14 protein-coding genes are annotated in these 13,739 nt (G+C 67.8%); 4 read left to right on the forward strand and 10 right to left on the reverse strand.

The window, feature by feature from the left end:
* Positions 1-73: 73 nt before the first annotated feature.
* Positions 74-1,057, forward strand: coding sequence for a protein-methionine-sulfoxide reductase catalytic subunit MsrP (gene msrP / locus HW532_RS14180; RefSeq protein WP_213161089.1), 984 nt, complete (start codon positions 74-76; stop codon positions 1,055-1,057).
* Between the two features lie 482 nt (positions 1,058-1,539).
* Here the strand turns inward: msrP and HW532_RS14185 are convergent, their stop codons facing one another.
* A complete protein-coding gene (locus HW532_RS14185; protein ID WP_213161090.1) occupies positions 1,540-2,427 on the reverse strand; it encodes a LysR family transcriptional regulator in 888 nt (295 codons plus the stop codon).
* A 71-nt stretch (positions 2,428-2,498) separates the two neighbouring features.
* A complete protein-coding gene (gene trxB / locus HW532_RS14190; protein ID WP_213161091.1) occupies positions 2,499-3,467 on the reverse strand; it encodes a thioredoxin-disulfide reductase in 969 nt (322 codons plus the stop codon).
* A 236-nt stretch (positions 3,468-3,703) separates the two neighbouring features.
* Between trxB and HW532_RS14195 the strand changes: the two genes are divergently transcribed.
* Positions 3,704-4,201: an Lrp/AsnC family transcriptional regulator gene (locus tag HW532_RS14195; protein ID WP_213161092.1), complete on the forward strand. Its 498-nt coding sequence runs from the start codon at positions 3,704-3,706 to the stop codon at positions 4,199-4,201.
* A gap of 184 nt (positions 4,202-4,385) precedes the next feature.
* On the opposite strand, the gene HW532_RS14200 is transcribed toward HW532_RS14195, so the two are convergent.
* Both HW532_RS14200 and HW532_RS14205 read right to left on the reverse strand, forming a co-directional pair.
* A complete protein-coding gene (locus HW532_RS14200) occupies positions 4,386-5,759 on the reverse strand; it encodes an adenylate/guanylate cyclase domain-containing protein (RefSeq protein ID WP_213161093.1) in 1,374 nt (457 codons plus the stop codon).
* Complete coding sequence (locus tag HW532_RS14205; RefSeq protein WP_213161094.1) at positions 5,744-6,574, reverse strand: MBL fold metallo-hydrolase; 831 nt, start codon at positions 6,572-6,574, stop codon at positions 5,744-5,746. The genes HW532_RS14200 and HW532_RS14205 overlap by 16 nt, the downstream gene beginning before the upstream one ends.
* Positions 6,575-6,727: 153 nt before the next feature.
* Between HW532_RS14205 and HW532_RS14210 the strand changes: the two genes are divergently transcribed.
* Together HW532_RS14210 and HW532_RS14215 are read left to right on the forward strand one after the other, a co-directional pair.
* Positions 6,728-7,354, forward strand: a complete 627-nt coding sequence (locus tag HW532_RS14210; protein WP_213161095.1) for a class I SAM-dependent methyltransferase — start codon at positions 6,728-6,730, stop codon at positions 7,352-7,354.
* 69 nt (positions 7,355-7,423) lie between these two features.
* Complete coding sequence (locus HW532_RS14215; protein WP_213161096.1) at positions 7,424-7,945, forward strand: class I SAM-dependent methyltransferase; 522 nt, start codon at positions 7,424-7,426, stop codon at positions 7,943-7,945.
* 18 nt (positions 7,946-7,963) lie between these two features.
* On the opposite strand, the gene HW532_RS14220 is transcribed toward HW532_RS14215, so the two are convergent.
* From HW532_RS14220 to HW532_RS14245, 6 genes are all read right to left on the reverse strand, one after another.
* Positions 7,964-8,743, reverse strand: a complete 780-nt coding sequence (locus tag HW532_RS14220; protein WP_213161097.1) for a carbonic anhydrase — start codon at positions 8,741-8,743, stop codon at positions 7,964-7,966.
* Between the two features lie 113 nt (positions 8,744-8,856).
* Positions 8,857-9,996, reverse strand: a complete 1,140-nt coding sequence (locus HW532_RS14225; RefSeq protein WP_213161098.1) for an ABC transporter permease — start codon at positions 9,994-9,996, stop codon at positions 8,857-8,859.
* Complete coding sequence (locus HW532_RS14230; RefSeq protein ID WP_213161099.1) at positions 9,993-10,913, reverse strand: ABC transporter ATP-binding protein; 921 nt, start codon at positions 10,911-10,913, stop codon at positions 9,993-9,995. The genes HW532_RS14225 and HW532_RS14230 overlap by 4 nt, the downstream gene beginning before the upstream one ends.
* On the reverse strand, positions 10,914-11,882 hold the full coding sequence (locus tag HW532_RS14235; RefSeq protein ID WP_213161100.1) for an HlyD family secretion protein: 969 nt from the start codon (positions 11,880-11,882) through the stop codon (positions 10,914-10,916). It abuts the gene before it with no gap.
* Complete coding sequence (locus HW532_RS14240) at positions 11,879-12,586, reverse strand: CerR family C-terminal domain-containing protein (RefSeq protein ID WP_213161101.1); 708 nt, start codon at positions 12,584-12,586, stop codon at positions 11,879-11,881. The genes HW532_RS14235 and HW532_RS14240 overlap by 4 nt, the downstream gene beginning before the upstream one ends.
* A 216-nt stretch (positions 12,587-12,802) precedes the next feature.
* Positions 12,803-13,729 (reverse strand): LysR family transcriptional regulator, encoded by a 927-nt coding sequence (locus tag HW532_RS14245; protein ID WP_213161102.1) that lies wholly within the window; start codon positions 13,727-13,729, stop codon positions 12,803-12,805.
* Positions 13,730-13,739: the final 10 nt, after the last annotated feature.

Raw genomic sequence — 13,739 nt, forward strand, 5'->3', positions numbered from 1 at the left:
GTGTGAGGCGGCGGGCGAGACTAGTCTTGCCCGCATGACGCCGCGCCGGTCGTCATGCGGAAAGTGAGGAGCCATGCTGATCAAGATCGCCAGGGGCTGGGAGATACCCGAACGCCTGGCCACGCCGGAACCCGTCTTCATGAACCGCCGCCAGCTCATGGCCGCAGCCGGGGCGGGCACCATCGCCATGGCGCTGCCGGGCATGGGCGGCCGGGCCCGCGCGGCCGAAGGCGATCCCTCCGCCGGGCTCTACCCGGCCGGGCGCAATCCGCAATACACCGTGGAGCGCGCGATCACGCCGGAGGAGATCAACACCCACTACAACAATTTCTACGAGTTCGGCTCCACCAAGCAGGTCGCCGAGGCCGCCCAGCAGCTCAAGACGCGGCCCTGGGAGATCGAGATCGACGGTGAGGTGGAAAAGCCGTTCACCATCGGGATCGACGAGCTTCTGGCGAAGGTGACGCTGGAGGAGCGGGTCTATCGCCATCGCTGCGTGGAGGCATGGTCGATGGTCGTGCCCTGGACGGGCTTTCCCATGGCGAAGCTCGTCGCGCTCGCCAAGCCGCTGTCGGCGGCCAAATATGTCCGCATGGAAACCTTCCTCGACCCCGACATCGCGCCGGGCCAGCGGCCCTCCGTCTTCCCCTGGGCGAACAAGCTGCCCTGGCCCTATGTGGAGGGGCTGACCATCGAGGAGGCGGCAAACGAGCTGACCTTCCTCGTCACCGGCGCCTATGGCAAGCCGGTCGCCCGGCAGATGGGCGCGCCGATCAGGCTGCACACGCCGTGGAAATACGGCTTCAAGTCGCTGAAGTCGATTGTGCGCTTCTCCTTCGTGCGCGAGCGCCCCGTCGGCTTCTGGGAGGATATCCAGGCGCGCGAATACGGCTTCTGGGCCAATGTGAACCCGGAGGTGCCCCATCCGCGCTGGAGCCAGGCCACCGAACGCGTGCTCGGCACGGGCGACCGCGTGCCGACCCGCATCTTCAACGGTTATGGCGAGTATGTGGCCGATCTCTACAAGGACAAGACCGGCGAGAAGCTGTTCATGTAGCAGGCCGTCGCGGCCCGTCCGGCCGCGGGCAATCCGTCGCGCACCACCCGAAAAAGAAAAAGCCGGGCCTTTGTGGGGCCCGGCAAGTCAATGCCCTTACGGGCGTTGCGGGGTCAACCTGGGGTGAGGGGAACGGTTGACCAAAACAGCGGAAAACAAGGGGAGGGAGTAATTCCGCTGAAACGCTATCAATGTGATCGCGCAAGACACAATGTGGCCGAACGGTCTCTTTTGGGCAACCACCTGCACGGCATAGTAGGCATGCGGATCGTGCATGCCTGCGCGAAAAAACCTCAATGTGTCATAAGATTTTGATATTTAACGCGGAATCATTGGGCGCGGAGGTGCCGCCGGCTCAATTTTGATGCAGTGCAAATCTGAAGCGGGACGCTGCAATACGGTCGGATAACAGAGGAAGCCCGGCATGGCGCCGCCGCCGGCCGGGGCGACTCAGGAGGCCGCCGGTTCCCCGGTCCGGCCCGTCAGAACGACCATTCCTTGGCCTTGGAGATGACGAAGTCGCGGAACACCGCGACCCGCTTGGAGGTCTTCAGTTCCTCCGGATAGACCAGATAGGTGTCGAATTCCGGCACCTCCGCCTCGCGCAGGAGCTGGACGAGGTTGGAATCGCGCCCGACGATGTAGTCGGGCAGCGAGGCGATGCCGATCCCCGATTCCACCGCGCGGCGCAGCCCGTAGACATTGTTGATCCTGAGCGCCGGCCGGCGCGGATTGCCGGGCTCGCGGCCGGCCATCTCCAGCCAGTTGACATCCGCCAGATAGCTCGGCGCCGTGCCGAAGGCGAGCACGACGTGATTGTCGAGGTCCTCCAGCGTGCGCGGCATGCCGTGCCGGCGGATATAGTCGGGCGAGGCGTAGATATGGTGGTGCACCGTGAACAGCCGGCGCTGGATGAGATCCGGCTGGACGGGCCGGCGCAGCCGGATCGCGATGTCGGCCTCGCGCATGCCGAGATCGAGCTCGCGGTCGTCGAGCAGCAGCTCGACATTGATCTCCGGATAGAGCTCGATGAACTCGTTGAGCCGCGGCGTCACCCAGATCGTGCCGAGCCCGACCGTGGTGGTCAGGCGCAGATTGCCGGACGGCTTGTCCTTGGAATCCATCAGCCGGGTCTGGGCCGAGGCGAGCCTGGTGAACACGTCGTGGGCGGTGCGGTAGAGCAGCTCGCCCTGCTCGGTGAGGATCAGGCCGCGCGCATGGCGGTGGAACAGCGGCACCCTGAGCTCATGCTCGAGCGCGCTGATCTGCCGGCTCACCGCCGATTGCGAAAGGCCGAGCTCGTGGCCGGCATGCGTGAAGCTGCCGGCGTCGGCCACCGCGTGGAATATTCGCAGCTTGTCCCAATCCATGACCCGGTTCCCCCAGGCCGGCGCGTCACCGCATTTGTCCCATGCGGACGCTGACGGGCCGGCACGGCGGTCTATTCTGCCGCAACGACACTATCCTGCTGTTCCTGGGCGGCCAGGAACCGCTCCGCTTCCAGGGCTGCCATGCACCCCATGCCCGCCGCCGTGACCGCCTGGCGGTAGACGTCGTCGGTGACGTCTCCGGCGGCGTAGACACCGGGAATGTTGGTCGCCGTGGAATCGGGTGCCGTTTCCAGATATCCCCCGGGCTTCATGGCGAGCTGCCCCGCAAACAGCTCCGTCGCCGGCTTGTGGCCGATGGCGATGAACACGCCGTCCACCGCGATCTCGTCGATCTCGCCGGTCTTCACGTTCTTCAGTCGCGCGCCGGTCACGGCCTTGGGGTCGTCGGTGCCGACGATCTCGTCGAGCTCGCTGTCCCAGCGCACGGTGATCTTGTCATGGGCGAAGAGCCGCTGCTGCAGGATCTTCTCCGCGCGCAGCTCGTCGCGGCGATGCACCAGCGTGACATGGGAGGCGAAATTGGTCAGGAACAGCGCCTCCTCGACGGCCGTGTTGCCGCCGCCGACCACGAGCACCTCCTTGTTGCGGAAGAAGAACCCGTCGCAGGTCGCGCATGCCGACACGCCGAAGCCCTTGAAGGCCTCCTCGCTCTCGAGCCCCAGCCAGCGCGCCTGGGCGCCGGTCGCGATGACGAGCGCGTCGCAGGTGTAGACATCGCCGGAATCGGCGGTCAGCGTGAAGGGGCGCTTCGACAGGTCGGCCTTGGCGATGTGGTCGAAGATGAGCGCCGTGCCGACATGCTCGGCCTGGGCCTGCATCTGCTCCATGAGCCAGGGGCCCTGGATCACGTCGGCAAAGCCCGGATAGTTCTCCACATCGGTCGTGATGGTGAGCTGGCCGCCCGGCTGCATCCCCTGAACGAGCACGGGCTCGAGCATCGCGCGCGCCGCATAGATCGCAGCCGTGTAACCGGCCGGTCCGGATCCCAGAATGAGAACCTTGGCGTGCGTCGTGGTCATCTCGAATACTCCCTCGCCGTGGCAGGATGTAGGATGTCGGTGCCGGTCTGTCCAGCAATCATGTCTACATATTGTGCATGTGCGGAAATGACTACCCCGCGATGGCGCCGTCTCCACGATTATTTGGCGGAATGCCGGCCTGTGTCCACGCCCGCGAAATATTGTTTCTTAAACGGGAGGTCACCGTGCCATATAATCGCAGTCTCGTTTGAACGAATCGAAGCCCTCGGCATTTTATGGCGCGCTCGGGAAAGCTCGACAAAGTCGACTGGCGCATCCTGCAGGAGCTGCAGAATGACGCCCGCATCACCAATGTGGAACTGGCGCGCCGGGCGGGCATCTCGCCGCCGCCCTGCCTCAGGCGCGTGCGCGCGCTGGAGGAGGCCGGCCTGATCGAGGGCTATCGCGCCGTGCTGTCGTCGGACAAGCTCGGCTTCGAGGTCACCATGTTCGCCATGATCGGGCTGCACAGCCAGGCGGAGAGCGACCTGGTGGCCTTCGACGAGTATGTCAGCGCCGCGCCCATCGTGCGCGAGGTCTACATGCTCTCCGGCGAGATCGATTTCCTGCTCAAATGCGTCGCCCACGACATCCATGCGGTGCAGGACTTCGTCGGCCAGCTCACCGCGCTCCCCAATGTCGCCAACGTCAAGACCCGCCTCATGCTGCGCGCCACGAAATACGAGCCGGGCGTGCCCGTGGAGCTCGTGGACCCGGAGATGGACGGGGGCTGAGGCGCTGGGCTCCCGCCTTCGCGGGAGAGAGCGGAGGACATCGGGGAGACCCTTTGCCCCTTGCCGCTCATGCCCGCGGAGGCGGGCATCCATGAGGCCTTGCCACGTGTCGCGGACGCCCGATGGATTGCCGGGACAAGCCCGGCAAACGGGAAAGCGGTCTCCACCTTTCCCGAAAGTGCATCTAGCGGTGCATAATCGCGACCGGCACGCCGGCCTCCGCACCGGGAATGTCGGTGGTGGCGATCTCCGGCTCGCGCGGCGGCACATAGCCCTGCGTGCGGGCGAGCTCATAGGCGTCGAGGGTGGCCAGCGCGCGCGTGCGGAGCGCCTTGTTGTGCTTTTCCAGCTTCGCCGACAGGTTCACCGCCGGGCCGATCACGGTGTATTCGAGCCGCTTCTCGTCGCCGACGGCGCCGAAGACGATCTCGCCGGCGGCGACCGCGGCGTTGACGGCAAGCGCCGGCAGCCGGTCGCCGGGCGCGCCCCAGCGGGCCGCCTCCTCCATGACCGCATCCATCGCGGCCAGGGCGTCCGCGGCGAAGCGATCGGCCTCGGCCGTCGCCCCGAAGGTCGCCATGATGCCGTCGCCCAGGAACTTGTCGATGGTGCCGCCATGGGCCTGGATGATCGGGATCAGGCGGCGCTGATACTCCGCGAGCATGGTCATGACCCGGTCGGCGTCCTCGCTGGCGGCGAGCGCGGTGAAGCCGCGAATGTCGATATTGAGGACCGCCGCCTGGCGCTTCACGCCCTCGCCGGCCGCGATGGGCCGGTCGGCGCCGCGAATGCGCGCGGCCACGCCCGCATCGAAGAAGCGGGACAGGTCCTCCGCCGCCGCGCCCTCGCTCACCGCGCGCACCAGCAGCCCGTGGGCGCGCTTCAGGGCGAGTGCGAGGATGGCCGTGACCATGAGGATGGAGATGATCTTGTCGAACTCCGCCCCGATCAGGATGGCGTTGGAGGTGAGATACTCCACATAGTCGCGGGTGATCATCATGTCCGCCGGGTCGGCGGTGATGACATAGGCGACGAGGCCGAGCCAGCCGAGCGCGGCGATCAGCCCCGCCGCGACCACGAAGCGCGCCTGGAAGCGCAGCGTCCTGAGCGCGATGAAGATGAAGATATAGAGGACCGTCGGCGCCTTGAGGTAGAAGGAGGCCGGCTGCTCGTACTGGATGTGGAAGCTCCAGATCAGCACCATGAGCAGCGCGATATCGACGACGATGGAGGCATAGACCGCCCAGTTCGGCAGGCCCCGGCGGACCGCCCAGGCAAGCCCCGCGAGATTGACCGCGAGATAGCCGGCGAGCGCGTAGGGAACGGGCGAGAAGGCGGTGCCGGCATCGGTCTTCGGCGAGATCGCGTAGAGCGTGCCGAACACGATCACCACGGCGAGCTGGATCAGCTTGACCAGCACCTCGCTGGAATTGTCCTGCCGGGCGATGGTCGCCAGTACGCGCGCGGGCAGCCTGTCCGTCTCCCGGCGCATGGCAAGGCTTGCGAGCGCATCGCGAAGCGGGCTGCGCTCGCCGGGCCCGGTCACAATGCGATGCACAAGCCCTCGCGCGCGGCGATAGTGCTGGCGCGTGCGGCCTGTGCCTCCTTCTCGATGGCGGCGAGACGGTCGTCGTCATGGTCGGGATTGTGGTGGAACATCACAAGCTGCTTGGCGCCGGCGAGTTCGCACAGCGCCGTTCCCTCCCGCCAGGTGGAATGGCCGTAGCCCTTGCAGCAGGCGAACTCGTTGTCGGTGAAGGTCGTGTCGTAGATGACCAGATCGGCCCCCTCGATGAGCGCGAGCACCGCCTCGTCGTGCCGGCCGGGCGTGTGTTCGGTATCGGTCACGTAGCAGGCGGTGCGCCCGCCCCAGGTGACGCGATAGCCGGCCGAGCCGTTGCAATGGGTCAGCCGCGCGGTATCGATCCGGAGGCCCTCATGGGGAGCGAGCGTGTCGCCGGCTGTGAAGTCCTCGTAGAGGAGACGGGCCTTGAACATGTCGGGCGCGATCGGGAAATAGGGCGCGTGCATGTAGCCCTCGAGCATCTCCTTCGTGGTGACGCCGTCGAGATGGTGGCCCGACCACAGCCGGACCGTCGTTTTCGAATGGTAGAAAGGCGCGAAGAAGGGCAGGCCCTCTATGTGGTCGTAGTGGCAATGGCTGAAGAAGAGGTCGATCCGGTCGACACCGTCCTCCACGAGCCGGTTGCCGAGGTCACGCAGGCCGGTGCCGCCGTCGAAGACGAGCACATGGTCGCCGCAGCGCATTTCGACACACGGCGTGTTGCCGCCATAACGGCTGTAGCGTTCGCCGCCGCAGGCCAGGCTTCCGCGCACGCCCCAGAAGCGGACAAGGAACTGATCGCTCACCATGGTCGCCCAGGTTGCTCCTTACATGATTGTAGCGGCCCGTAGCGAGCCAGCCCCCGTCTCCGCTCCAAGGTTAAGGACGAGACGGTGCCGTTTGCAACGGGGATCGAACTTTCGTAAACGAGAGGGCAGTCGCGAACCGGTTGTCTGAAGGTCATGCCCGAGCTTTCCACACCGCTCCATCTGGACAAGCTGCGCAAGGCGCGCGAGCGCGGCCTGATCGACCGGCACGGCCTCTACGGGCTGCAATGGGGCGACCCGGACGAGCGTCCGGATCTGCGCGGCGTGCGCGACCGCTTCGTGTGGCCCTTCGTCCATCCCGACCGGGTGGCGGTCGAGATCGGGCCCGGCGGCGGGCGCTGGACGCGCTATCTCCTGCCCTGCCGGATGGTCTATGTGGTCGACTACCACCAGGAGCTGCTCGACCTGCTCGCCCAGAGCTTCCGCGCGCCCAACCTGGCGTTCGTGAAGAATGGCGGCACCGACTTTCCGGGCATTCCGGCAGGCGGCGTCGATTTCGTCTTCTCCTACGGGACCTTCGTGCATTTCGAGCTGGACCTGATCGCGCGCTATCTCGACGAGATCGCCGGGATCGTGCGGCCGGGCGGGGATGTGGTGATCCAGTATGCCGACAAGACGAAGCCGGTGGGCGAGGCGACGCCGAGCTTCGGCGATTGCGATCCCGAGCGCATGGCCGCGCTCTGCCGGGATCGCGGCTACACCATCCTCGAACAGGATGACGCTTTGTTGAACAATAGCGGGATTGTGAGGCTCACCCGCTAGACGGACTTGCGTCCGGGCCTGTCCGGGCGCACACAGCCCGCTTCAGGGGCGAAGGGACACAGAGGCGACATGTCGAGACTGGACTCGTTCATCAGGCGGATCACGGCACAGCGGGAATGCCTGAACGAGGCGGCCCGCGCAATCGAGGGGCTCGACGGCGTCGTCTTCGAGCTCGGCCTCGGCAATGGCCGCACCTATCATCACCTCAGGGAGCGGCTGCCGGACCGCGAGATCTTCGTCTTCGAGCGCTCCCCGGCCGCCCATCCCGACTGCATGCCCGACGCGGAGCACCTGTTCGTCGGCGACGTCCACGACACGCTGCCGGCCGCCGTCGAGCGCTTCCGGGGGCAGGTGGCGCTGCTCCATTGCGACCTCGGCACGGGCGACCTCGCGGGCAACAGGCGCCTCGCCGACTTCATCTCCGAAACCATTCCGCCGCTCATGGCGCCGGGGGCGCTGGTGCTCACCGATCCGGCCTTCGACCTGCCGCAGGCGGAGCGCCAGGCCCTGCCGGACGGGGTGGAGCCTGACCGCTACTATGTCTATCGCTGGCCGGGCCGGACGGCGGAGACGGCGCGCGCCGCCGGCTGAGCCGCCCCCGGACCTCCGTCAGTTGCGCAGGACGGTCCGACCGTTCAGGGGCTGCAGCGGCCGCGCATTGTTGGGATAGAATGTCCGGAACGCCTCGATCTGGTCGCTGGAGAAGGCGACCGGATGCTCGAGGATGTACCAGGCCACGCCTTCCGTGCAGGGCGGCGTCGTCAGCGAGCCGATCAGCGTATAGTGGCCGGTGACCTTCGGCAGGAGGCCGGAAGCGTCGATGGTCGCGCCGTTGCGGGCCACGCGCACCTCGCCCTTGCCGGGCGCATCGTCGAGGATCCGGGCGAAGGTCGGGTTGGCCTCGCCCCGTTCCACGAGGACGGCGAGGACCGCGAGCGTGCCGTCGGCGGCGCGGTTCACGAAATGCACCTCCATCGGATAGCGCTCCCCCGCGATCTCGTGCTCGCTCGGGCTGTGGAAATGGACCTGCAGCAGGTGGAAGGTCCGGCCGGCGACGGAGAGCGTGCTGCCCGGCGCATAGTCGAGCTGGATCGTGTGCCCGTTATTGACGATGCGCTGCGGCGTCGGCTTGTAGTCGATCTCGAGCGGCGTTCCGCCCCTCGTGACCCTGTCGGCAATATCGACCGGGGACTGGGTGCGGCCGCGGCCGCAGGTCTCGAAGGCGGGGTCGAGCTCGCTCCAGCGGGTCGGTCCGTTCTGGCCGGCATAGTCCCAGGACGTCTTGCCGGAGGCCGGCATGGACAGGCCCGGCGCGGCGGTGGCCGCAACGGACAGGACAAGGGCTGCGAGGGCGGACAGGCGGCGCTTTGCGGGGGCGGGTGTCGTCATCGTCGGAACTCCCTGCTTCAGTTGGTGAACTGCGCAGGCAGTGGTTCCATGGGGCGAACCTATAGGAAAATCGCTTTTGGGAATAATCCCCGCGTCTTGCGCGAAAGGACGCCTCAGTCGAGCGTGCGCCGGTAGCGCAGGAGGGCGACCGTGGCGACGATGGCGAGGATCGCCACGATGGGCCACAGGCTGGCTGCGATGTCGGGCAGCGTGTTGCCCTTCAGAAGCACGCCGCGCACGATGCGCAGGAAATGGGTGAGCGGCAGCGCGGTGCCGATCCATTGCGCCCATTCCGGCATGCCGCGGAAGGGGAACATGAAGCCCGACAGGAGGATCGAGGGCAGGAAGAAGAAGAAGGTCATCTGCATCGCCTGCATCTGGCTCTTGGCGATGGTGGAGAAGGTGTAGCCGAGCGTCAGGTTGGTCGCGATGAAGACGACGAGGCCGACGAAGAGCGCGGTCAGCGAGCCGAGCATCGGCACGCCGAAGACGAATTTCGCCGCGCCGAGAATGATCGCCACCTGGATGAAGCCAATGCCGATATAGGGCGTGATCTTGCCGACCATCACCTGGAGCGGGCCGACCGGCATGGCGAGCAGGTTCTCCATCGTGCCGCGCTCCACCTCGCGGGTGAGCGAGATGGCGGTCATGAGCGTGAGCGTCATGGTGAGGATGACGCCGAGCAGTCCCGGCACGATGTTGTAGCGGGTGATGCCTTCCGGGTTGTAGAGCCGGTGGAGCACCACATCGACCGGCGGCGGCTGATAGGCGAGCGCGGAGGAGGGCCCCTTCAGGTCGTCGCGCAGGGCGTTCTGCACGATCTGGCCGAAGGCGCCGACCGCATTGGACGCCGCCGCCGGGTCGGTGGCGTCCGCCTGGAGCAGGATCTCCGGCCTCAGCCCGCGGATCGTGTCGCGCCGGAAGTCGGGCGGCAGGGACACGATGAAGGAGACCTCGCCGCGCGCGATGAGGCGGCGCGCCTCCGCCTCGCTCGCCACCGTGTCGCGAATGTCGAAATAGTCCGAATTGGTCATCGCCGCGGAGATCGAGCGGGCGAACGGCCCCTCGTCGGCGATGACGAGCGCGGTCGGCAGGTGCTTGGGGTCGGTGTTGATGGCGAAGCCGAACAGGATGAGCTGCATGATCGGGATGCCGATCATCATGGCGAAGGTCAGCCGGTCGCGCTTGAGCTGGATCAGCTCCTTGATCAGGATCGCCGCGGTCCTGCGCCAGAACGGGCCGATGCGCGTCATCGCCTGTCGTCCCCGTGCTCGCTCATGAGGCGGATGAAGACGTCCTCCAGGCTCGTCTCGCCGCGGCTGATCGTGATGCCGTTGGTTGCCGCCAGCGCGTCGAGGCTCGCCTGCAGGCGGGCCGGATCGCTGCCGACCACATGGAGCTCCGCCCCGAAGGGGGCGACCTGCTCCACGCCGTCGAGCGTGCGGATGCGGTCGGCGAGCGTGGCGGTCTGCTTGCCGCGCACGACGAAGGTCGACAGCCCGGAGCCGGCGATGACCTCCTCCGCCGTGCCGCGCGCGACGACGGTGCCGTAGGAGATATAGACGATGCGGTGGCAGCGCTCCGCCTCGTCCATGTAATGGGTGGAGACGAGCACGGTCAGCCCGTCGGCCGCCAGATGGTGGATCTGGTCCCAGAACTCGCGGCGCGCCTTGGGGTCGACGCCGGCGGTCGGCTCATCGAGCAGCAGGAGCTTCGGCCCGTGCATGACGCTCGCCGCCAGCGCCAGGCGCTGCTTCCAGCCGCCCGACAATGTGCCGGCGAGCTGGTCGTTGCGGCCCGAGAGCCCGAGCTCATCCAGCGTCCGGTCGACATGCTCGCGGCGCGGCGTGAGCCCGTAGAGCCTGGCCACGAAGTCGAGGTTCTCGCGGATCGTCAGGTCCTCGTAGAAGCTGAAGCGCTGCGTCATGTAGCCGATATTCAGCTTGATGCGGTCGCTCTCGCGCACGATGTCGTAGCCCAGGCACCGCCCGGAGCCCTCGTCCGGCGTCAGGAGGCCGGTGAGCATGCGGATCGTGGTGGTCTTGCCGGAACCGTTGGGGCCGAGGAAGCCGACGATCTCGCCCTCCGCCACGTCGAGCGAGATGTGGTCGACCACCGTATGGTCGCCGAACCGCTTGGTGAGCCCCTCCGCCTCGATCGCATTGGCCATTCACGGGCCTCCGGGCGAGAGCGCGACGTCGACGGGCTGGCCGGGCTTGAGGGCGGCCGCCGGTCCCGTCGGCACCGCCTCCACCTTGTAGACGAGCTTCTTGCGGCTCTCCACGGAGAAGATGACCGGCGGGGTGTATTCGGCCTCGTCCGACACGAAGCTGATCCGTGCGCGCAGGGGTTGCGGGCAGCCGTCGCAGCTCACCGTCACCTCCTCGCCGAGCGAGACGGCGGACAGCCCCGCCTCCGGCACGAAGAAGCGGATCTTGCGGTTGTCCGGCGGCAGGAGGGAGACGACGGGCCGGCCCGCGGGGACGATCTCGCCCTCGCGGTAGAAGATCTCCTGCACCTGGCCGGCGCGCGGCGCGGACTGGGTGAGGTCGTCGAGCTCGGTGGCGACCGCGTCGAGGGTGGCGCGGGCGGCGTTCACATTGCGCCGCGACGCCTCGATCTCGTCCTCGCGCGCGGGCAGGCGGGCGGTCTCCAGCTCGCGCTTGAGCCGTTCCAGCTCGGCCTTGGCGACGTCGCGGCTCATGCGGGCATCGTCGAGCTGGCTCTGGGAGGCGACATGCTCGCCGGTGAGCCGGTCGATGCGCTTGTACTGGGCGTCGGCGAGCGCGAGCCGGGCGCGGGCCTCGTCGACCTGCGCCTCGATCACCGCGATCTCCAGGGGGCGCTTGCCCTTGAGGAGGTTCTGGAGCTCGGCCTCGGCCTGCTTGAGCCGCGCGGCGGCCTCCGTCCGGCGCGCCTCCGCCTGCTTCGGGTCGAGCCCGAACAGCCGGTCGCCGGCCTCCACCGCGTCGCCGGCGGCGACGTTCAGCGTGGCGAGCTGGCCGGTCACCTTGGCGCCGACGAGCAGGAACTCGCCCTCCACATAGCCCTGATAGGGGCGCGAGGCCGGGTCCTCGCCGCAGGCGGCAAGCGCGAGGGACAGGGCAAGGCCGAGCGCGATGGCGGCGATGCGGGTCATGGCCGAGCGCTCCCGTCGGAGAAGATCGCGGTGATATGCGCGTTGACCGCGGCCTTCGTCGCCGCCAGCCGCTCCGGCGTGATCTCCTCCCAGCCGAGCCGGCGCAGCACGCCCGCATGCGCGACGCGGAAGACGAGCACCTGGCCGATGAGGGCGAAGGCGCGGATCTTCGTCTCCTCCGCGTCCGCCGGCAGGCCCGCGAGCCGTCCGACGAGCCGGCAGAGCGCGGAATGCCCGATACGCATGACGCCCTCGTAGAAGATGTCGAAGGCGGGCGAGGGGTCCATCTGTTCGCGGATGATGAAGCGCGCCCACGGGGCCGCCTGCGTGCCGCCGACCAGAAGGTCGCAGAACCGGTCCATGAGCGCGTGGAGCTGGGCGAGCACCGCCGCGCGCGGGGCCTTGGGGTCGGCGAGGACGGTCTCGACCTCGGCGAAGGCCGGCAGCATGCGCTGGCCGATCTCGTCGGCGACATGCTTGGCGACCGCGACATAGAGGCCTTCCTTGCCGCCGAAATGATAGGGGATCGAGGCGAGGTTCACCCCCGCCGCGGTGGCGATGGCACGCGTGGTCGCGCCCTCATAGCCCTGCCGCCCGAACAGGTCGAGCCCCGCCGCCACCAGCCGCGCCCGCGTCGCCTCGCGGTCGGCCTCTCCCGGCCCGCCGGCCCTCCGCCGCGATGTCGATGTGCGATCGTCCGTCATCCCGATACGGATAAATCAATCGAACGATTAAGTCAATCGATTGAATTAGGGCATGGCGAGACTCGCGTTACCCTGCCGCTCATCCCGGCGAAAGCCGGGATCTCGGGTGCCCCCGTGCAGGAGATCCCGGCTTTCGCCGGGATGAGCGGAATGAGGAGACGGGCCGACCACCCCCTTGCCGCTCGATGCTCCCGAGCGGCCTTCCTCACACCCTCCTCACGCCCGCCGCTGCGCGGCCATGCAGGCGGCGTCTGGCGGGGTGTCGCGGAACCAGTCGGCGAGGAAGTCGATGAAGAGGCGCACCTTCGCTGTCAGGAACCGGTTCGGCGGGTAGATCGCATAGGCGGCGATCTCGGTGGGGGCGTAGTCGTCGAGCACGGTGACGAGGCGGCCCGCATTGAGGTCCTCGCCCACGGTGAAGCTCGGCAGCATGGCGATGCCGAGCCCCTCGAGCGCGGCCACCCGCAGGGCCTCGCCGCTATTGGAGGACAGGACGTCGTTGACCTGCACGCGCTCCTCGCCGCCGGGGCCGCGCACGACCCACTGGGTGCCGGTGGAGAGATAGCCGTAATGCAGGCAGCGATGGTCCCTGAGCGCGCGCGGGCAGGCCGGACGCCCATGGCGCGCAATATAGGCCGGCGCGGCGCAGAACACCCGCCGGACCGGGGCGAGCCGGCGCGCCATCAGGTCGGAATCGGGCAGCGCGCCGATCCGCACCGTCAGGTCGAAGCCCTCCTCGTAGGGGTCGACGAAGCGGTCGTTGAGCGTGAGCTGCACGCGCAGCGCGGCGTGGCGCGCCATGAAGGCGGCCACGGGGCGCGCCAGATGCGTGATGCCGAAGGACATGGGCGCGTTGATGCGCAGGGCGCCCGTCGGCTCCGCCTGGAGGCGCGCCACCGTCCGGTCGGCCTCGTCGATATCGCTCAGGATCGCCCGGCAGCGCTCCAGATAAACGAGGCCGTTCTCCGTCAGGCTGACCCGGCGCGTCGAGCGGTTGAGAAGCTGGACGCCGAGATCCTCCTCCAGCGCGATGACCTGCCGGTTGACCGCCGAGCGCGACATGGACAGGCGCCGGCCCGCCGCTGAAAAGCCGCCTTCCTCGGCGACCGTCGCGAAGGTCTTCATCGCATCGAGCTTGTTCATCGGGCGGGCG

Origin of the sequence: Kaustia mangrovi, assembly GCF_015482775.1 — a bacterium.
GTDB classification, from domain to species: domain Bacteria; phylum Pseudomonadota; class Alphaproteobacteria; order Rhizobiales; family Im1; genus Kaustia; species Kaustia mangrovi.